Here is a 20,399-nt window from a genome sequence, read left to right as displayed (position 1 = left end):
CACCAATTCGCGGCAGAACGAGACGGAAGATTCAGCGCACGTCCAAAACAACGACGCGACGCACGATGCGACACACGACTGCGATACGACGAAGGCAGCTGCGTCGAACTACTTCTTCTTATTGCCGCTTGGCGGACGCTTCCGTTTGTTCGGCGGAGGAGCCGGCGATTCGGGCGGCGTGATCTGATCGCGGATCTTATCGGCCAGCGACTTTTTCCTGGTCGCTTTGACGTCGATTACTCCGCCTCCGGATTCAGCCGCGCCGATCGCGTCCAGATCGAAGTGCTTGCCTTTGGGGAGCGTCTTTTTGACCATGATGCGTTCGCAGATACCCCACAGACTGCTGGCAATGAAATACAAGCACAGGCCAGCTGGGACCCGAAAAAAGAACAGTCCCATGAACAACGTCATGAATCCCATTACTTTCTGAGTCATCGCGGTTTGCTCATCCGTCGCCGGCGGCATGAACAGTTTTTGCTGCGTCAGAAACAAAATCACCACGAACACCGGCAGAATGTTGAAGTACGGTCCCAACCATCCTGTTCCACGTCCCGAAAAATACTCCATCAACCAGCTGTCCCAGCGTGTCATCATGTCTGGCCCCGAAAGGTTGGACGCCCACGATGTGGCTGATGACAGAGCGGCTTGGCGAAGTTCGATGTCGACGGAGAGGGCACGGTAAAGACCGATGAAGATTGGCAGCTGCAGGAACATCGGAGCGCAACCCGCCAACGGATTGAAGCCGACTTTCTGCTGCAATTCTCGCTGGGCTTTCAAACGACCTTCCATGTCGTCTTTGTACTTGTCAGCAATTTTCTTCAGTTCGGGCGCCAGCTCCTGCATGCGTTGTGCGTTGACCGCAGCTTTGCGGCTAAGTGGAAACATCATGCCGCGAACGCAAACCGTCAGCAGAATGATGGCGACCGCGTAGTTGCCAACAATGCCGTACAAAAAGTGCAGCACTTTGACCAGGATCATCGCGAACGGCCAGAACCAACCGTAATAGATCGTGTCACTCAATCCATAAGCCTCAGCAACCTCAGGCTGCTTGGGGCCTGCGAACAGGCGAAAACTGTGCCCCAATGCCGCACCGGGCGGAACTTCACGGACGACACTGTCCAAGTAGAACGAGGTGTTGACCGCGTGCTCTTGATACTTTTCGATCTTGGATTCGTTTGCGACCAACGTTGCCGTCGCGCGACGAAAATACGACATCGACGTTTCGTCTTTGGGAGGCAGATACGCACAGTTAAAGTACTGCGCGTCGACGCCGATGTACGACAATTCTCGTTGTGATTCATCGCCGTCTTCGGCGTAGATCACTTCGTCTACATCTTTTGGATTCTTGCGAGCGTGCTTCAGCACGTTGCAGCCCGTCATCAACTGGTCGCCGTCAGCGGCAGTTTTGTAAGTGACGTCACGAGCAGCAGCACGGCTCCAGTTAGGATTGATCTTATTGCTATACCACCAGCCTTCCATCGTGACACCGTTGACGCCATCCAATCGGTACGCCAGCTTCTGTGGTTCCTTGCCCAAGTTTTCGACTTGGACTGACATGTCCAACGCGTAGCTTTCGGGCGCGAGCGAATAGGTGCGACGCAGACGAACGGATTCTCCACCGATCGCTTTCATTTCGGCTGCCGAAAGCTGAATGTCAAACACTGCTTCTTTGGAAGCTTCGTCCATTCGCGAATTCCAAACCAACTTGGCTGGATCCGCCAAACCGCGAATCGACGTACCGTTAGTCGCAATACTCTTTCGATTGACTTGCCCCAGCGTCAGCAGACACGAAAGCTTGGACAAGTTTCCCGCCACCTGATCTTCGCCGCCGTATTTGGCCAATCGAACCAAATCCAAGGGGTGTTCGGTAAGCCGGGCGGTAAACTCCAGCGTCGTGACGATGCCCGCTGCATTGTCATCGATCTCGTCGGAATCCGCCGCTTGGCCTCGTAGCACTTCGACGACGATATCTTCGCCGGGCTTCGTTTTACTGAGTGCATCATCGATGTCGTCGGAATTCGAGACCGGTGATTTTCCCACCGAGAGTATGACGTCGCCAGGCTGGATTCCTATGCTGCCACTGGCCGACTTTGCTAAGGCTGCCGGAGTTCCGGGGCCAACTACATTGACCAGCACACCGGTTGCTTGGCTAGCAGGTTCGCCAGCAAAGTAGCCGAGGTACCCCGAGCGCACGTCGACGCGGTGGTACTTTAATTTTTGTTCGTCATCGCGAGTCGTCAGTTCGATGCGTTCGAGCCCACCGCCACGACTATTAAGCGTGACCAACATTCGGTAACCCGAGTTTGGATTCATCGACCCGAGTGTTAACCACTTTGGCCGATCGGCTCGGATCGCTGGCTGGTCTTCGTCGTTTGATTCGCTGGCTGCGTCGTCTTTGTCAGCAACGTCTCCATCGGCGTCACTGCCGACGTCAGCTGCCAAGTCGAGATCGCCCACCGCGTCTTGAACATTCGGATCGTCCAGCTCAGCGACTTGCTGGCCCGCTCCATCACCGCCGGCCGGAACAGGCGGCGGCGCAAACATGACACGCATGCTGATATAGAAGAAGAAAAACGCCGTCGACGCGATGATAAAAGAGAGCAGACGACGTTCCACGGTAGATCCAAGCGATTAGAGGTATGTGCATATCGGCGGACCGCATCATGGTGGCCGCCTGAGAACCTGTGGGTACCGAACTCGGTTTCACTTACGCTTTACGGAAGAGTTTGAGCTCGTGCCCAAAAAGATCTCCCCGGCCGCCCATGCGTCCGCCCCGTCGCTGCAATACGAAGGGAATGAAGCCAAGTAAGAGAAACGAAAAGCCGTTACCCAACTATCGATCGCGCGCAGATTTGCACGCCAAGTCGGTATTCTGCCCCCAGAGCCATTTCTTGGGAAGGTGAACCGAGCGGCGGAAAGAAGAAATGTCGCTTGTGGCCCCGAAAACACGATCCAGACGGACTCTCTTGCGGCAGTCCGTCCTGACCCAAACCGCTCAAGACGCACTGTTCGCCGCAAAGCGGAGAATCGTCAAAAGCGATCTCCCGGCCTACTTTCCGGGAAGTGTGGCGATTTCCAAAGGCTGCAGCACGCCCAAATAAGCCATCAAGTCCGAGATTTCCTGCTGCGACAAACCGTCCACCAAGCCCGAGGGCATGTTGCTGCTGGTACTGGGCAGAATCTGATCGATTTCTTTCTCAGGAACCCGCGTGATGTTGTTTTGGGAGTCTCGGATCGCCAACTCTCCGCCCGTTTCTTGACTGACGATGCCAATCAACATGCGGCCGTCCAGCGTCAACACCTTCTTACTGGCGTATTGGCTACTGACGACATGAGCTGGGAAAAGAATTGATTCGACGATCTCACGTTTGGAGAACCGACGCGCGATGCCCGAAAGACTTGGCCCAACCGACTCTCCATTGGAGCCGAACTGGTGGCAATCAGCACACTTGGCTTTGGAATAAACTTCGCGACCGTGCATCGGATCGCCAAAGCGTCCTTTGTCGCTGCCAAGATACGCAACAAGCTGATCGAAATCCCAACGCGACTCTTCTTCTTTGGGCAATTCAGCCGGGGCGCGATCGGGATACATTTTGGCATACCATTTTTGCCAAGGTCGCATCGTGTTGTCGGCGCCCTTGGGACGTTTCATACCGGTCCAATGCTCCAGCAGTCGTTCGACCGATTCGTAACTGTTGCTTTGTGTCTCGGCACGAGCCCCTAGCAAAATCAGCTGGCGGATTGCCATGGGATCGTCCGTTGCAATTGGAACACCGGCGAGCGCCTTGAGCACCTCGGTTGCCGATTGGTCCTCCAGGACGTTCAGGCTGCGAACCAAGTAGTCCCAGTTTTCACCGTCTGGTTTGACCGACAAAGCCATCGCAATGACGCTACGGCGTTCGGGTTCGCTGCGCCACAGTTTGCGCAGGTAATTTGCGGATTCGTCGTCTTCGGCGGTTGCCAACATCGCGATGATGCCGGTCCGCAAACGACGTTCGGTTTCGCCAATCTGGGGATCACCGATCAGACGACGATCCAAGTCACGAAGTTTTTCAGCGGTGTCGCTATCGACGGGGCGTTCCAGTTTGTAGATCGCTGCCAAGGCTGCGTTACGCCAAACGTCGCCTTGCTCCAGCAATGCATGTGCGTCGTCGATGGAAAGCGATTTTGCAAAGTCACGAGTGACTGCGGCGATGTACATCGGCAAACCGCCTTCGGAATCTTCGCTGGCTAGTTCTTCGTAGAATTTCAGCACGCGGAATCGTTGCTTGGCATTCCATTTAGGAGCCAAGAAATGCAGGTGCATTCCAACTAATACGCGATCTTCTTTGGGTGCGTCGGATTCAATGTACGTCAATGCTCGGTCAGCGACGTCATTGGCTTTCAAGTAAGCAGCCAGACGAATCAGTTCGTGATTCATTCGACCGTCGCTAGCAGGAAATTCTTCGGCAATTTGATCACGCAGCGCAACCACTTTGGAAGGATCGACTTTGCCGCGGTGCATCGCAACCTGACAAAGACGCAGTGCGTCGGTGAAATCCGAATCGCTCAAGAAACCTGTCATCATCTCGCTGGCGCGTTGCAACACCGTCATCGCGGTTGCTTCGGTTGGATCGGCATTGACCAAAGCCAACATTCCGCTCAGCCCGATGCGAACATCCGCAGTGTTGACGACTTCGTCACGCCAAACATCGGGGGGCATTCTTTCCAAAACACGACGAGCCACAAAGGACAACGTGCGATCATCGCTGGCCAGCAGCGGCATCAGTTGTTCGGTTGATTTCGGGAACGTTTCGCTACGCAACATCGATTCGCACACTTCACGGCGAACTCTTGCGTCGCTATCACCCAGCATTTCGACCAGCCGCTCGCTTGTCAGTTTGCCGGGATGCAGCCCCATCATTGTGGCAGCACGAGCACGCACGATTTCGTTGCTAGATTGTGCCAATTCAAGGATTAGCTCTTCGCTAGGTACAGGGCCGAAAAGCTGCATCAACTCCATCGCTCGGACACGGTATTCCGGCGGATTGTCCTTGCTGTACGCGACTCCAGCGACCAACTGAGCCCATTCGTCGCCGAGCTCACGTTTGATTTTGGCAATCTCTTGACGCGCCCAAGCAGATTCGATTTGCGGCTGTCGGATCGCAGCAGCGACTCCGCTGCCGAGTTTTTTGATGCGATCAGGCACGTCGCCTTTGTAGACCACACGATAGACACCGCCGGCGGTGCCGCGACCGCCGGTGCAGAAATACAACGCACCATCGGGACCAACTTCGACATCCGTCACATTGAGCGGCTGACCTTGAAGAAAGACTTCGCTGTCGGCAACGTAGCCGGCTCCGCGCGGACGCAGGCGAACATTCAGAATACGTCCTTCGGACCAGTCAGCCAAAAACATCGTGTTTTGGTAACGCACTGGGAACATGTAGTGTTGATACGCGACGCCACCAGTCGGACTACCGCGGCCGGTGTTAAGCAACGTGGGGATTCGGTCAAAGTAGTGCTCGGGCCATTTTGCCCAACCGGTTCGCCAACCCAATTCGGCGCCTTCGGTGACGTCGAACAGACCCGTCGGTCGATACCATGCGGTGTTCAGATCGCCTTCCATGTCAGCGTCATGCACGAACATGCCACCATCTGAATTGAAGATGACGTCGTAAGCATTGCGAACGCCGCCGGCAACGCGTTCGACGATCGATCCGTCGGCGTTGGTGCGAACAATCGTTCCGCCCGGAGCCTTGATGCCCAAAGCGTGTCCGGTCGGATCTTCGTATCGCGGCAGCAAGTCGCCTTCGTATGGGTCACGGTAGGTGTCTCCCTTGCCGCGTTTGCCGACCGCTTGTGTATGGCTGCCAACGGCAATGTAGATCATGCCGTCAGGACCGAGTCGCAGTCCGTGGGGACCGTGTTCGCCCGATTTGCCATCGAATTTGACGATCGTTTTGATTTTCTCTAGCGACCCGTTGCGGTCTTCATCGGACAAGCGATACAGAGCGGAACCATCGGGTCCGTCGGCAGTCACAAAGACTTCGCCGTTGAGCGGCAAGATGCCTTGGCAGTTTTTGACTTTATCGCAATAGGTGCGCACTTTTTCCGGGACACCATCGTTGTCCGCATCAAACACCAAAAGCAGCGGTCCATCTTCTTGCGAAACAAGAATGTGACCAAACTCGTTGAATGTCATCGCGATCGCCGAGCCAATTTTGTCGTCGTTAAGCACTCGTTGAACTCCGAACCCTCGTTGGATCTGGAATCGTTCGCGTTGGCTATCAGCTGGCTGATTGTCAGTCGGGGTCGCGGCGACCGCATCGCTGGTCGCTTCTTCGGCATCATGATCCCAAGGAGCCGTTTCGCCGAACTTGCCGAACGATGCTGCTGAACCCCAAAGCCGATCATTGAAAACCACGGTTTGCCACTGCGAGTTTTCTTCGGTGCTGGTTCGCCATGATGGGTCAGAACTAAAGGTGTACCACTTGTCGCCTGTGTTAGGCCGAACCGCAACTCGGGCAGCCAATGCGGCCGTTTTGCCGTGCGTATTGACGACTTTGACAGCCACCACGTTGCGCCCGACTTGCAGGTGTTTTGTAACGTCGTATTCATCGACGACTTCGGGCGATCCGCCGCGTCCGATCAGATTCCCGTTCAAATACAATTCATAGTTGTCGTCGGCAGCGATCTCGATGCGGCCTTCGGACGCGACTCGGATATTGACCGGCTTGCGAAACCAGCAAGTCTGTCCTGGCGCGACGGGGCGTTCGAGTGAACTGCCTGCGGCCCAAATCCAGTTCGCTTCGTCCGCGTGAACCGGTGTGCCGAAGCCTAATAGCAGGCTCGCTGACGCAATGAACCAAGTCGCAGCAATGACTTTTGCTGCATACGGTTTAGGTTGCAAAGTTTGCTGAGCGAGTTTTACCGCAGGTGCGGATAAATTGCGGGCGGGTCCGTCCATAGCTAGGCCTTCCATGGCTTCGTTACTGGGTCTGGAATCAGTCGATTTGTATCTAGATCGCGGCGAGAGTACGAGCCTTCCGGTTCGCTGGCAAGTCCGGTTTGATAAGTTGCAAAGGGTGCGGGCAATGCAAAGCTTTGGCGAGCATTTAACCGCTCGCACAGGGCGGTTAGCCGACGATTCGATCCGAAATCACCAAGCGACTTCCGCTAGCATTGCAGAGTACCCGCGGGCTCCGCGACGACAGTCACTTTCCTAGCAACCTTGCCAGATGCTCCTTGGCAGCCTGGCGAAAATCCAATCCCGCTTCCGCGGTCGGAACTAAACTCTTGGGCGAAAACCCTTCGCTCATCCCTTGGCGATACGCGACCGGCAAAGGAACAAACTCCAGAGATTCAAGGTCGGCCATTCGGAGGGCGCGGTCCATGTGAAAGGCGCTGGTGATCAGCCCCATCTTTCCGGAATGCTGCAATGCCGCAGGTGCAGCGTCCAATAATTTGCGCACCTCCCGCATCTCGCTGCGAGTATCTTCGCCATCCACCAACACGATCGCCGAATCAGGCACTCCCAGCGACAACAACAGTCGCCGGCCGACTTTACCCGGCTGAATTCGCTTGGGATCGCTAGAACTTCCGGTGCAAATGATGATCTTCGTCTGACCTGCGTGCCACATTTGCGCCGCAGAAACCACTCGCTCCCCGTCGCGATAAACTTCGTCGACTCCGTAAGTATTTGTGCCCGCAGCACCACCCAAAGTAACGACCGCGCGAAGTGGATATTGATCGGCAGCAAGCTCGGCCGACGGAGGACGCTCGACACTGCCAAAGATTTTCTGTGCTACTTGGCCATTGAAAGTCAGCGATACGAACAACCAAGTCAGGCCAAACACCGCGGCACCGATGCGACGTCCGGCAAACCAATAGGTCGTTGCTAAACAGATCAGCAATAGCCACAGCATTCCGACCGGCATCACCAACTCTACCGCGGCGCGACCTGCTTGGTCGGGCCCATCGAAAAACAGGGTTGCCGCCAAAAGCGCCACCATGACCAGGCCCGTCGCAAAGATTCCGATCGCAATGCTTCGCCGCTGAATAATGGGAACCGTCAGATTCTGCATGGGTCTAGCCTGGGCTCCTGAGCAGCCGTTTCCAGCTTAGAAACGACGGACAACGAAAACAAAAAGCGTGTCTGAGGGCTTTTGTGGACGGTCGCGTTGGGGTGACTGCTGAGGTGATGTGAGTTGGCGGACGAGTTGAAATGTGGAATAGCGGTCGCTTCTGCGGCAGCTGAAGAGAAGCGCGGGCAGGATAAACGTCTTGCTTTTTTGCTCCCGCAAGCTGACACCCGCTGGCACTTTCGCGGTAGTGAGCATAATAATAACTTCGGCGGTTGTTGCCGAAATTCGATTCAATTGGGAGTTTGTGAAATGCGCTGGCGCGGACGACGACAAAGCGAAAATGTAGAAGATCGACGTGGGGTCAGTGGTCCGGCCGTCGTTGGTGGCGGAATGGGATTGATGATCATCGCATTGGTGATCGCGTTGCTGGGAGGGAACCCACAGAAATTCCTCCAGCAAGCCAAGCAAAAACAGGCCGCACCGGCTCAGGCAGGCGGGCCAGCAGCAGAACTATCGCCCGAAGAAAAAGAACGAGGAGACTTTGCCAAAGTCGTGTTCGCGGACACAGAAGACGTTTGGACGGATCTGTTTGCAAAAGCTGGCAAGCGATACAAAAATCCGACGATGGTTCTGTTTTCGGGAAAAGTGCAATCGGCGTGCGGTTTTGCGAGCGCAGCGTCCGGTCCGTTTTACTGCCCCGCTGACGAAAAAGTTTATCTGGACACCAGCTTCTTTCGCCAACTGTCCGGCCAACTGGGGGCCCCCGGCGATTTCGCTCAGGCCTACGTGATTGCTCATGAAGTCGGGCATCACGTTCAGAACCAATTGGGATACACCGACCAAGTCGAAAAAGTGCGGCGGACGCAGAGCAAAGAGGCCGCCAACGAAGCGTCGGTGCGTCTTGAACTGCAGGCCGATTTCTTTGCTGGCTGCATGCTGCATCACGCGCAGCGGACCAAAAACATCATCGAACCCGGCGATGTCGAAGAAGCACTACGGGCCGCAACCGCGATCGGCGATGACCGACTACAAAAACGCAGCCAAGGTTACGTTGTCCCCGAATCGTTTACTCACGGTTCTAGCGAACAGCGACTGGATTGGTTCATGAAAGGCCTGAAGACCGGCGACCTGAGTCAGAGCGACACGTTTAAGATGCGATACAGCGAACTGTAATAAGCACAGCGAATTAGCTCAGTTCATTGGGCATCAGAAAACCGCTCGCTTAGAACTCAACTGCGCAACACACTTCGCATTTGTTTCTTGCGAGCTGTCGGACCTGGATTGATTTAGGATTCCACTTTTGGATTCGGGCAATCCACGCATCCATTCGCTCGACCGCTTCGTAGCTGCCCAGCTTTAGCGTCAGCAGTAATCCCTGGATGCTGCTGTGTGAATGCGTCACGATGTTCGACACCGTGGTCAACGTTTGATTTGGCTTGACGTTGGAATCAACCAGCAACCACTTCGCCCCGCGGTACTCTTTCCGCGGCAGATCTCCCGCCCGGGCACGAATGTGGCGGAAATTGGGATGCTCATCGATTCGCGGATCCATTTCGGCTGGATCGATTCCTATGACGCGGCAACCCATTTCCAGCAACCGCCCGCAAGCGCCGCCCGGGGCGCTGCCGACTTCGACCGCCAAATCGCCGGACTGAATATCAAAACCGCTCCACGCAATGGCTTCGGCGGCTTTGTAATACGCACGCGAAACGGGCTCTTCTTTGGTCTGGATTGGCTGGACTGCTCCCGGCCAACGAGTCGGCCAAGTGTTGGCAACGTGAGTGCCAAAGAACCAGTGCGACGGTTCGACCAACACCACATCTAACACTCGCTCTTCCGGCTGCGCGATACGATTCGGAGCATCACAGCGAAGCCAATCTTTGCCCAGCCCCTGATAGATCGCACCGGCGACTGCCGTCGAGACTTCATCCGCGCCGGGCTCGAACCCAAATCGACCAATCGGAGCCCGATCCTTGGGCCAGACGTGCAATTGATCGTATGGCTGGTTTGGCGTTTTCTCCTTTAGCGATTGGACCAACGACTTGACCTGCTCGGCTCCATCGGTGCTGCGTACTTGTCCAATCGATCTTGCCGCGGTCCGCACAAAGATGCCGCTAGGCAATTCGACTTGATCATCATGCTTGGCGGTCACAAAACCCGGGCGCGAAAACGCCAAGCGCCAACCCGCGGCTGCCATTTCTGATTTGACGGACGTCTCTGCGCCATGGGCACAACAGAGCATCGCAAAGGTTGGTTCACTCATTGTTGGCGCTCTGCTGGGTGGGTGATGTTAGTCTGCGTTGTTTTTCAAAGATCGCAACACGCTGGGCGACGCCAGGAATGAGTCGGGCTGCGTTCTCGTAGTACAGTTTCTTCAGCACCGCGTCGGGCAATTTCACACCGTGAATTTGCCAGAACCCCTGCGGCGGAGGAACCTTTTCGCTGTAGGGGAAGCTTTGGTCATGAGTTTCAAAGAACCGCCAATACAATCGCAACCGCGTTTCGGGTTGCGGTCCGTCCGTGCCAAACAAAAGTCGGTCGGCGTACTTGATCAAAAACTCTCGCGACGTAAACGGCTGGCGGCCCAGTTCGGCGATGCGCGATGCAGGCTCGATCCAAAGATTGGGATAAGTGTCCAGCCACTTGCTGACCGATGACAAGTCTTCTGAACTATTGGCAATATGCGCACCAATGAATTGAGTCCCCGAGTGCTTTGCGATGACGCGATTGCGCGCCGCCAGCAACTCTTGTCGGCTCGGAAAATCATCGCCGTAGAAACTCCAATCCGGATGCCGGCTCAGTTCTTCCCATCGCTCGTTAGTGGCATCGATCGGATCAAAGAACGCCGCCGGATCGGCCGTGTGAATGATCACAGGAATCCCCAGTTCGCCGCAACGCTTCCAAATCGGGTCCCAGCGGACGTCGTCGATCTCGATCAAACTGCCATCAGGATTGCGATACTTCAGCCCAAAGCGTTTAAATACCTTTAGACCGCTGATGCCATCCGTCTTCACTGCCTCACTTAACTGATCCGCAGTTCGCTGACCAAAGCCGGATCGATGACATGCCCAAGTGGACGGATCGTCAGTATCACCATCGCCCACCCAATCGACGTTGGCAAAAATGACGAATCGATCTTGGTACTTAGCCCGCAGAAACTTGCAATGATCGGTCAACTGCGTCCCCAGTTTGCCGTCCAGCGAGGCGCACACAGCGATCTGATTGCGATCCATGACAGCGACAAAATCAGCCAACGCCTGTTCGTTTCCTCGCAATCGGTAGTGAAAATGCGTGTGAACATCCACGACCGAATACTTCGCGTGCTGCAAAAGCGTCTCGGCCACTTTCAGTTTGCTCTGAGGCCGAAAGTTCCGTAGCAGCAATTCGCGACCGTCTTTGCCATCAGCAGGCAACTGGAGTGTCGCAGCCTCGCCACCAGTTTCCTTCTTGGCCGTCGCGGCGTCTTTCTTAGGCTGCGCGGCTTTCTTAGGCTGCGCGGCGGGTGATTGAGCCAACGATAGGTGGGGAGCAGCAACGACAGACAAAAATAAGCTGCACAATAAGACCGTGACTCGGCCGTGTACAAAACGCCGGTCTGACAATGCCAAGCAGTCCGTTACAATCATCCGTACGCAGCGGTAAGCTGTCATACTCTCTGAGAGTCTCATTTCAACTAAGAATAATCGGGTCACGGCTTTAGTGAACGACGAGGATCTAACGCAGTACCAAACAGCCGACGGGCAATCGACCAGCAAGAAGCTATCGATCCAGGCTACCACTCCGCCTGCGGATGTCCCAGGATACCGGCTCCAGAAATTTCTGGGTGCCGGGGCGTTTGGGCAGGTGTGGACGGGCCAAGACCTGAATACGGGTCGCAGCGTCGCTGTCAAATTCTTCCTGCACCGTAGCGGCGTCAATTGGTCGTTGCTGAGCCGCGAAGTGAAGAACTTGGTTCAGATGTCGGCCGACCGCCACGTGGTGCAAGTCCTGGAAGTCGGCTGGGAATCGGACCCACCCTACTACGTGATGGAGCTTGTTCCTGGTGGTTCGCTGGAAGAATTCCTGCAAGACCGCGGTGCAATTCCGGTTGCCGAAGCCGTCGAGATGTTTCGCACCATCTGTGTCGGCCTGAATCACTGCCACAGCAAAGGCGTGCTGCATTGCGATCTGAAACCAGCCAACGTTTTGCTGGGCGATGACGATGTGCCGCGTCTGGCCGACTTTGGTCAGAGCCGGATGACGCACGACCAAACACCGACGCTGGGCACCTTGTTTTACATGGCGCCGGAGCAAGCCGACTTAAAATCGACACCTGATTCCAGTTGGGACGTCTACGCAGTCGGTGCGATCATGTACCGAATGCTCACCGGACTTCCTCCTTACAAGAAAGAATCGGTTGTCGACCAAATCGACACCGCCGGCTCCCTCCCCAAACGTCTGGAACGCTACCGTGAAGCGATTGCCGAAAGTCCTCCGCCATCAGGACACCTGAAAGGCACCGGGGTCGATCGACCACTGGCAAGGATCATTAGCCGTTGCTTGGCGGTCGATCCCAAGCAGCGGTACGCCAACGTCCAAGAGATTCTTCAGGACCTGGAAAACCGTGACCATGCGCGGTCGCGGCGTCCGTTGATCCTGCTGGGCATCCTGGGCCCGGCCCTGCTATTGGCTGCGTCGGGCCTGTTCGCCGCTCGCACCATCGACGGCGCAAGTGACAGCATGAAACAAGCTCTCCGCGATGATGCGTTTGACAGTAACCTGCTGGCAGCCAAGTTCGCGGCACGAAACCTTGAAAACGAAATCGCACGGTACTTTCAACTGACGCGTGAAGAAGCCAACCGAACGGACTTTCGCGAACAACTCAACAAAGTGCTGGAAGATCGGTCGCTGACAAAGCTGCGCAGCGACCTGATTTCGGCGGGCACGTCGCTCAATGTCGAAGCCAAACGCAAGGACGTGCGCGAACGACTGCTCGATCACCCCGAGCGCATCGCGTTAGACAACGTCCTCCAAGCAAGGCTTAAAAAATACCGATCCGCTCCCATCGGATCGCGCAAACCTCGCTTGGCAACGATGTTCGTCACCGATGCTCACGGAACAATCATCAGCATTGTCTACGACCCACCCGTCGCGCGTGATCGAAACAGTGCAGGTCGCAACTATGCGTACCGGACGTACTATCACGCCGGCCGCGACGACTTGGATCGATCGACGCCGATCAAAGAAGTTCAACCACTAACCAAAACGCACTTATCATCGGCGTTCCCAAGTTCGGCGACGGACCTTTGGAAAGTGGCGATCAGCACGCCGATTTATTTCACCGAAGACCATTCCAAACCGGACGCCGTGTTTGTGGTGACGATCAACCTGGGTGATTTCCAATTGCTGCAAGGCGATGTCGGCGACAATCACTTGGCCGTGTTGGTGGAAGCCCGTGATGGACCAGCGCGAGGCACAGTGCTGCAGCATCCCATGATGGAAAACGCCAAGCACAAGAAGCGGGGCGAAAACTACATGGTGCCGTCGTGGCTGATGGACGAACTGGAGAAAGGCGAAGGCGTCGACTACATCGATCCGCTGACTGAAGACGCACCGGATGATGAAGACGAAAACTGGATCGCCGCGATGCAGCCGGTCAGCCTGCCAGTGGACGATTCCGATGACGCTGTAGACGAAGACGCCGGCCAAGCCGATTTGCTAGTGCTGGTCCAATTCCGACTGGCGAAGGTCTTTGCGCCGGTGGGTGAAATGCGTTCGCAGCTGCTTTGGAAAGGAGCCGAAACGGTCGCGTTGGTTCTGCTTGTGATGCTGACGCTTTGGTATTTTGTCCGACGCATCAGCGATCGCCCGACCAACCAGCCCAAACCGAACGTCGACACCGTCCGAAGGGATGTCACTGAAACCGCCGTCGCTGAATAGCTCGCGCGAACCGTGCGTTTCGCAGGGTTGCGATTTTAGAATCACCCGTTTTGCGAGAGCGGCTTGGTGACTTGCTTGCGACTTAGTCGTTGAACGGTCAGCCGCGAGAATGCTCCCTGCCCATTCGAGCAGGCCTACGTCACCCAACCGGTGCAAACGTTCGGCAACATTCGGCTCGCCTGCCCGCAGGCGACAAGCCAAGCCAAGCCAAGCCGAAGCCGGCTTACTTTTTGAAACTGTTGATCGGAATGATGTTCGGATTGTTTTCCGATGCATCCGTGCCATCCGCTGTCCAACGCTCTTCCTTTGACTGACGCTCTTGTTCGATCCAGTTTTTGATCTGCTGAATCTCGGTGCGTTGTTGGTGAGCGGTTGATGTATCCACACCTCCCAGGACAAGAATCGTGTCGCGTGGAGCCGCTTCGTTGATCGCCCACTGGATCGCCCGCTTGGGAGCAGCGACCAATCGCATTGCTGCACAGTGCTCGACACCATCTAGCAGATGATGGCTCGCTGCCAAAAAGCTGCTTTTGGATGATTGATTCGACGTGACAATGCACTTGCCTGCGTATCGCTCCAGCAACTGTCCGTAGTGGGCGAGAGTTTCTGGCGTGTCGTTTTCGTCGATCGCCAAAACGCACCACAGTTGTCCACCGGCTCGCATGCTGCGAGCGGTTTGCAATGACGTCGAAGCACGCTGGGGTGTTCCAGCCACATCGACGATTGCGGTGGCGTGCTGAATGTCGCAGAACCGCTGACCTCGACCAGGAACGGCTCGCAACGCGGAGAGTGACTGAACGATTTGCTGGAGAGGTTGGTCAAGCAAAATCCCGACAGCTGCGGCGGCCAAATGATTCTTTGCATTCGCCGCACCACACAGGGCGGTTTCCAACAGTGCGCTGGTGTCACCTTGAGTGATCATCAATGTGGTCATGCCACCTGACTGTTCAAAAATGCTGGCTGTCAAATCAGCCGGCTTCTGCATTGCGTACGTAGTGACGCGGCAGTTGGAATCACGAAGAACTTGCAAAGCTTTCGTGTCGTCGGCTGGTGCGATGACAACACCAGCGGGCTTAAGACGCTCAAGCATGCACTGCAGCGCTGAGGGGCCAAAATCGCTAGCGACCGATGCGGTGCCAGTAATCACTAGCACATCAAACTGCGTTGCGTCGTATTTGCCCAGTCGCGCTGCATCATCATTCAATTCGACCACGGCTGTCTGGCATTGACCGTCAACGGCATCGGCCAACCACTGAATAAGGTGCGAACCGCCGACGTTGCTCGCCGCGGGAGTCGACTGAACGATTCCGTCACAGTCGCCCAAGTCGGTTTGGTAGGCGGTTCGTGATCCGTTTGATCGCAACAGACTGGAGATCAACAGAGACGTGGTTGTTTTGCCAGCTGATCCGATGACGCCGATTGTCAGTAGTTTTTGATCCGGATTGCCAAGCAGACCAGACGTGATTTGATCAATCGCTTGCTCGGTGTCACTGACGATGCACTGCGGTAACGGACAGGGCAGGACTTGCTCGGTCAAAATTCCAGCAGCTCCACGAGCCATCGCGGTGGACAACAACTTCATTGGGTCGTCTTGGCCGATGCGGTACACCACCAGTTGGCCGGCTTCAGCGGAATTGACGTCACTGGCGATCGATGAAAATTTGACATCGCTGCCAGAGAAGAATTCGGCGCTCGGTAGGATTTCTTGCAACGATTGAGCGGTGGCAAGATCTAGCTGAGGCGGAGCACATTTCAGCCATTGAGCGTCGGCTGCCAGTGAGTCTGCATCCAAAGCGTTTGGAAGCGACGGTGCTTGCTTCGAAGCGGCTGTTTTTGAAGCAACAAATTTTGACGCGGCGATTGCGTGACGCATTGGTTGGGCCTCCCTGCCTAACACTCATTGAATTGATTTACAGTGATTCATTCACTGCTGGTCGTGCTTCCTCGCTCGACCGTGCGGAGATTGTTCCCATCGAAAAGAAATGGTCAAGAGGAAAAAGTTACCACCGCGATTGGCTCGCAGCACAGGGCTAAATGATGGCATTTCGCCGAGCTGATTTGACGCGGCGATTGACGGGAGAAGCGTCATCGCAACGGGATCGAAATAGTTTGCCTTTTGTCGACCGATTTGTGCAAGTAGTCAGCAAACAGTTAAAAGAGTGTCCGATGGCGAACCGTCATTACCCGATTCAAAAGCCCGCGAAGAATGGCGAACCGAGTTGCTGGGCACTTTGGGTCTTGAGCCCTCGTTACGCCTGAATTTCTCGTTACGTTTCGATCCCTCGTTACGTTTTGATCCCCGAGTCGCGAAGCATTAGCTGCAGATCCTGCCAAGCGGCTTTTTTCGCATCGGGATTTCGCAGCAAGTAAGCCGGGTGATAGGTCACCAGGACTTTGCTGTCAAAGTAACGATGGAACTTGCCTCGCAGACGTCCCACTGAAAGTTTGCTGTTCAAGAGCGTCTGACTACTGATCGCGCCCATGCAAACGATGTACTCGGGCCGCAAGATTGCCAACTGTGCTTCAAAGTACTCGCGACAATTGGTCAGCTCGCTGGGATCGGGATTTCGATTGCCCGGCGGGCGACATTTGACGGTATTGAATATGTAAACGTCCTCGCGGCGCAACGTGCAGGCTTCGATCATCTTGGTCAGCAGCTGCCCCGCTTTGCCGACAAACGGTCGCCCCGTGCGATCCTCGTCAGCGCCAGGCCCTTCGCCAAAAAACGCAAATCGCGGCGTCGCGCTGCCTTCGCCAAAAACGGTTTTCGTACGACACTGGGCCAACTGCTCACACTTCGTACACGCGGCAACGGACTCCGACAGTACGTTCAATTTGGCCATGCGGTCGGTTTCGCCAAGCGACGGGCCGTCATAATTGGCTTCGATGGTGTCCGCAACGATGGGGGGCGATGCGGAACGATTCGGTGGGGACGCCCCGGTCTTGATGGCGGGTGGTGACTGTGTGGGTGGTGACTGTGTGGGTGGTGACTGGGCGGGTTGCTGCGTGGTTTGTTGGTTTGCTGGCTGGGCAGGCAATTGCGACGGCGCTGAGGGCCGAACCGGTGCTATCGCGTCGGCTTCGACGGACGCGGCTGCAGGCGTAGCGAAGTGCTGCTGCATCTCTTTCGCAACGTTAACGTCGGCTTGGGGCAAGAAAGCCACCCCGCTTGCTTGCAGGTGGCGAGCCAGGGCAGCCGACTGCGCAAGGATCACGTCGGGATGGAGCTTGATCGGATCGGAGTCATTCGGGTTCATAGCCCAGATGATATCCGCTGGGATATTGGGCTGGGTAGTGCTGCTGGAGCCAGAGCGGATCCAGCGGAAGTTGACGTTTTCGGGGGGAAACTGCGAAGTGGTCCCTATTTTGCCTTGGTAAGAGAGCTTAGGATTGTGCGATTACCTTCTTTTCCGATTCGCATTCTACGATGCGTCGGGTTTGATCCGTGTCGGCAGTCAAATTTGCCGGCCGTGAATCGCTCAGCTTTAATGAGTCCTGTCTGATGTCTGTTCCCCAAGTCGCCATTGTTGGCCGTCCTAATGTTGGCAAAAGTAGCCTGTTCAATTGGATTGCACGGCGACGGCTTGCCATCGTCGACAACTTTGAAGGCGTGACCCGCGATCGCATGACGACGATGATCGAATTTGAAGAACGGTTCTTTGAATTAATCGACACCGGCGGCATGGGAATCGAAGACCCTGACGATTTGACAGCCGACGTGCAGCGACAAATCGAAATGGCCATTAACTGCGCCGACGTGATTTTGTTGGTCGTCGATGTCCAAACCGGGCTGATGCCACTGGACGAATTGGTTGCCGAACGTTTGCGTGGAGTCGAACGGCCCGTGATTCTGGTTGCCAACAAGGCGGACCAAGATCACCAAGACATTCACGCCGACGAATTTCATCGGATGGGTCGCGGTCACCTGCAGACCGTCAGCACAACTCAGAATCGCAACCGCGAAGATCTGCTGCGATTGATTGTCGAACGACTACCAGACAAAAGCGAAGAAGACGTCTCAGAGCCCGAAATGAAATTGGCGATCGTGGGTCGGCGCAATGTCGGCAAGAGCACGTTCGTCAATACGCTGTCCGAAGCGGACCGAATGATCGTCAGCGAAGTGCCGGGAACGACGCGTGATAGCGTCGACGTTCGTTTTGAAATGGACGGCCAGACTTTTATCGCGATGGACACGCCAGGGCTTCGTAAACGCAAAAGCCAACGGACGGACATCGAGTTCTACGGCTTGCACAGGGCTCAGCGCAGCATCCGCCGCGCCGATGTTGTGCTGATGTTCTTTGATGCGTCCGAAACGATCAGCAAAGTTGACAAACAACTGCTGGGCTACGTGATGGAAAACTACAAACCCGTCATCTTTGTCGTCAACAAATGGGACAAGCTGCACGGGACGGTGCCGACGGATCGCTGGGTCAAGTATCTGCGAAGCAATTTTCCGACGCTGGCGTATGCCCCCATCGCGTTTACCACTGGCGAGACAGGCAAGAATGTCAAAGCACTGTTGAATCACGCATCGATGCTGTTCAAACAAGCTCGTGACCGTGTGCAAACTGCACCGCTCAACAAATTGATCTCTGCGGCGGTTCAAGCGCATCAGCCACCGATGTATCAAAACCGTCGGCCCAAGATTTTCTATGCCACCCAAGTCGCCACCGAACCGCCAACGATCGTCGTGATGTGCCGCGAGCCAAAATCGTTTGCCAACGACTACCAGCGTTACTTGCTGGGCGTGATGCGCGATCACCTGAGCTTTGGCGAAGTTCCCATCAAGCTATATCTGCAAAAGAAGTCCAAGAACGATGCAGAGACAGTAGAGGGTGCCAGCGAAGCCAAACGGTAGCACTCTCTGCTACCGAGCCGCATCTGTGGTGGATCGATCCCGACTGATCTTTCACGCAGCCGATTTTTCAGGGCGATCTTTCGCCTGGATTCTTCAAGTCGACGGCCTTTCCGACAGGACCGTTTTGAGCAGGTCATCGACAGCAAAGGGGCGTGCCGCAGCGAAGGATTCTCCCGCTGCGACTGCTGCCAGCGCTCCGGTAACCACTGCCGACGCGCGGACTCGCTCCATGATCGCCGGTTTATGTTCGAACTGCGTTTTGTAACACGCGATCGATTGCAACTTGGTTTCTAGCGTGTCGCTGATGTCGACGATGGTGTGGTAAGCGTTGGCGGGAATCAGATTGGGTTCGACCGCCAGTCGAAAATACAGCTGCCGCGGAACCGTGTAGACGGGCAAGTGGTCGAACTGTTCATCCCATTTGGACAACCGACTGTAAAAAACGGCCGCGTCCGTGATCAGCATCGCTTGGTAGTGATCAGGCGATGCGGTCGGAGTCTTGTCGCCAAACCCGATTACCAATTGCGGTCGGTAACGCCGGAAAACTTTGGCCAACGCAACGCGGTGATCGAACCCGTCAAACAATCGGCGATTGGGAAGGTTCAGCTGGATACGTTTGTGAACCCCAAGAGCCTCGCTGGCCGCATCTGCTTCGGCAAGTCGAGTTTCGGGTCCGGGTGAGTTGGGGGTGGGTTCGCCGTCGGTCATGTCAACGATTCCGACACGGTGACCTTGGCGAACCAGTTTCGCCAGCGTGCCGCCGCAAGCGATTTCGACATCGTCGGGATGAGCACCAACGGCGATGACGTCAAGTCGTTCACTTTGCATGGGAGAAGACGTTTGGTTGTCGTAAAGAGAGAGTGGTTTGGACGTCTGCGTGAACACCAGGAGATGCCAAACAGGCTCACAAAGCGTGATCAATTCGGACAATCGGCATAACCCGTACGTTTTATGAATCGATGTTCACGAATTGCGTTCAAAAGCCAGGGGATTTGGGGCGCGGGGCGATAGTCGAACTAGCTTTAGTTGTGTGAGGGGAACGCTGAGCCAAGCACGGGTTCACCACCAGATATTAAGCGTCCCCCCGTGCGAGGCGGAGTCGGTCTTTCGGGATCGGCTTCGCCTTTTTTCGTGCGCCGATTTTCCTACGCCGAAATCCTAACCAGCACCAGCAATTGCTACCATTGCGTGGCATGCAGTCGTGTTCGCTGGCACTCGCGACGGGTCCGAGGCTGACACGAGCAGAGCGAAAAAGTTTCGACGCTGCGATTTCGATTTTCCGGGACCGGCTCTTCTCTGAACCGACGCCCCTCTGATTCGAAGCGTCGGCTCTGGCTCGATTTGGACGCTTCGGCTTCGGATTGACAGCCCGAAGCGATGCTTTTGGCTGGTGGCAGCTGCAGACCGTTGACAATCGAGCTGACGATTCCAACCACGATGCCTAACTTTGCCCAATCCGCACCCCCGGAATTGTCCTCACGTTCGACACCGCTTTGGCACGAAACTAGCGATTAGAAGTCGATCTACGAGGGGAACGGGCCTATTGCGGTGGCCAG

The 20,399-nt window shown here is 55.7% G+C and carries 12 protein-coding genes; 4 read left to right on the top strand and 8 right to left on the bottom strand.

Annotated elements, in window-relative coordinates:
* Window positions 1–108: 108 nt before the first annotated feature.
* Together yidC and K239x_RS11320 are read right to left on the bottom strand one after the other, a co-directional pair.
* Window positions 109–2,616 carry a membrane protein insertase YidC gene (gene yidC / locus K239x_RS11325; protein ID WP_145417991.1) on the bottom strand — a complete coding sequence of 836 codons (2,508 nt, stop codon included), beginning with the start codon at window positions 2,614–2,616 and terminating at the stop codon, window positions 109–111.
* 433 nt (window positions 2,617–3,049) lie between these two features.
* The gene (locus K239x_RS11320) at window positions 3,050–6,949 is read right to left on the bottom strand and encodes a PQQ-dependent sugar dehydrogenase (protein WP_145417989.1); all 3,900 of its coding nucleotides are present in this window, start codon (window positions 6,947–6,949) and stop codon (window positions 3,050–3,052) included.
* Window positions 6,950–6,962: 13 nt separating this feature from the next.
* Between K239x_RS11320 and K239x_RS11315 the strand changes: the two genes are divergently transcribed.
* Window positions 6,963–7,208 carry a hypothetical protein gene (locus K239x_RS11315; RefSeq protein ID WP_145417987.1) on the top strand — a complete coding sequence of 82 codons (246 nt, stop codon included), beginning with the start codon at window positions 6,963–6,965 and terminating at the stop codon, window positions 7,206–7,208.
* Here the strand turns inward: K239x_RS11315 and K239x_RS11310 are convergent.
* Complete coding sequence (locus tag K239x_RS11310) at window positions 7,197–8,066, bottom strand: YdcF family protein (RefSeq protein ID WP_145417985.1); 870 nt, start codon at window positions 8,064–8,066, stop codon at window positions 7,197–7,199. The genes K239x_RS11315 and K239x_RS11310 overlap by 12 nt on opposite strands.
* Before the next feature lie 309 nt (window positions 8,067–8,375).
* Between K239x_RS11310 and ypfJ the strand changes: the two genes are divergently transcribed.
* Window positions 8,376–9,239 (top strand): KPN_02809 family neutral zinc metallopeptidase, encoded by an 864-nt coding sequence (ypfJ, locus tag K239x_RS11305; protein ID WP_145417983.1) that lies wholly within the window; start codon window positions 8,376–8,378, stop codon window positions 9,237–9,239.
* 49 nt (window positions 9,240–9,288) lie between these two features.
* Here ypfJ and K239x_RS11300 read toward each other — a convergent pair whose 3' ends face one another.
* Both K239x_RS11300 and K239x_RS11295 read right to left on the bottom strand, forming a co-directional pair.
* On the bottom strand, window positions 9,289–10,329 hold the full coding sequence (locus K239x_RS11300; RefSeq protein WP_145417981.1) for an SAM-dependent methyltransferase: 1,041 nt from the start codon (window positions 10,327–10,329) through the stop codon (window positions 9,289–9,291).
* Complete coding sequence (locus K239x_RS11295; protein WP_419190079.1) at window positions 10,322–11,479, bottom strand: amidohydrolase family protein; 1,158 nt, start codon at window positions 11,477–11,479, stop codon at window positions 10,322–10,324. The genes K239x_RS11300 and K239x_RS11295 overlap by 8 nt, the downstream gene beginning before the upstream one ends.
* A gap of 286 nt (window positions 11,480–11,765) precedes the next feature.
* Here K239x_RS11295 and K239x_RS11290 point away from each other — a divergent pair, with 286 nt between their 5' ends.
* The gene (locus tag K239x_RS11290; RefSeq protein WP_145417979.1) at window positions 11,766–13,985 is read left to right on the top strand and encodes a serine/threonine protein kinase; all 2,220 of its coding nucleotides are present in this window, start codon (window positions 11,766–11,768) and stop codon (window positions 13,983–13,985) included.
* Window positions 13,986–14,208: 223 nt separating this feature from the next.
* Here K239x_RS11290 and K239x_RS11285 read toward each other — a convergent pair whose 3' ends face one another.
* Both K239x_RS11285 and K239x_RS11280 read right to left on the bottom strand, forming a co-directional pair.
* Complete coding sequence (locus K239x_RS11285; protein WP_145417977.1) at window positions 14,209–15,858, bottom strand: Mur ligase family protein; 1,650 nt, start codon at window positions 15,856–15,858, stop codon at window positions 14,209–14,211.
* Window positions 15,859–16,270: 412 nt separating this feature from the next.
* On the bottom strand, window positions 16,271–17,242 hold the full coding sequence (locus K239x_RS11280) for a uracil-DNA glycosylase (RefSeq protein WP_145417975.1): 972 nt from the start codon (window positions 17,240–17,242) through the stop codon (window positions 16,271–16,273).
* 245 nt (window positions 17,243–17,487) lie between these two features.
* Between K239x_RS11280 and der the strand changes: the two genes are divergently transcribed.
* On the top strand, window positions 17,488–18,843 hold the full coding sequence (gene der / locus K239x_RS11275) for a ribosome biogenesis GTPase Der (RefSeq protein WP_145417973.1): 1,356 nt from the start codon (window positions 17,488–17,490) through the stop codon (window positions 18,841–18,843).
* Window positions 18,844–18,936: 93 nt separating this feature from the next.
* On the opposite strand, the gene K239x_RS11270 is transcribed toward der, so the two are convergent.
* Window positions 18,937–19,773 carry a PIG-L family deacetylase gene (locus K239x_RS11270; protein WP_473163582.1) on the bottom strand — a complete coding sequence of 279 codons (837 nt, stop codon included), beginning with the start codon at window positions 19,771–19,773 and terminating at the stop codon, window positions 18,937–18,939.
* Window positions 19,774–20,399 lie beyond the last annotated feature (626 nt).

This window comes from Stieleria marina, assembly GCA_007741555.1.
In the GTDB taxonomy this organism is placed as follows: domain Bacteria; phylum Planctomycetota; class Planctomycetia; order Pirellulales; family Pirellulaceae; genus K23-9.
The sequence above is the reverse complement of the archived record's forward strand: the minus strand, read 5'-3'. Positions and strand labels throughout refer to the sequence as shown.

Bases quoted from the DNA above. Each gene is read 5' to 3' on its own strand.
- K239x_RS11285 (WP_145417977.1), bottom strand. From the start codon at position 15,858: ATGCGTCACGCAATCGCCGCGTCAAAATTTGTTGCTTCAAAAACAGCC.
- K239x_RS11310 (WP_145417985.1), bottom strand. From the start codon at position 8,066: ATGCAGAATCTGACGGTTCCCATTATTCAGCGGCGAAGCATTGCGATC.
- K239x_RS11300 (WP_145417981.1), bottom strand. From the start codon at position 10,329: ATGAGTGAACCAACCTTTGCGATGCTCTGTTGTGCCCATGGCGCAGAG.
- ypfJ (WP_145417983.1), top strand. From the start codon at position 8,376: ATGCGCTGGCGCGGACGACGACAAAGCGAAAATGTAGAAGATCGACGT.
- K239x_RS11280 (WP_145417975.1), bottom strand. From the start codon at position 17,242: ATGAACCCGAATGACTCCGATCCGATCAAGCTCCATCCCGACGTGATC.
- K239x_RS11315 (WP_145417987.1), top strand. From the start codon at position 6,963: ATGGCTTCGTTACTGGGTCTGGAATCAGTCGATTTGTATCTAGATCGC.
- K239x_RS11320 (WP_145417989.1), bottom strand. From the start codon at position 6,949: ATGGACGGACCCGCCCGCAATTTATCCGCACCTGCGGTAAAACTCGCT.
- der (WP_145417973.1), top strand. From the start codon at position 17,488: ATGTCTGTTCCCCAAGTCGCCATTGTTGGCCGTCCTAATGTTGGCAAA.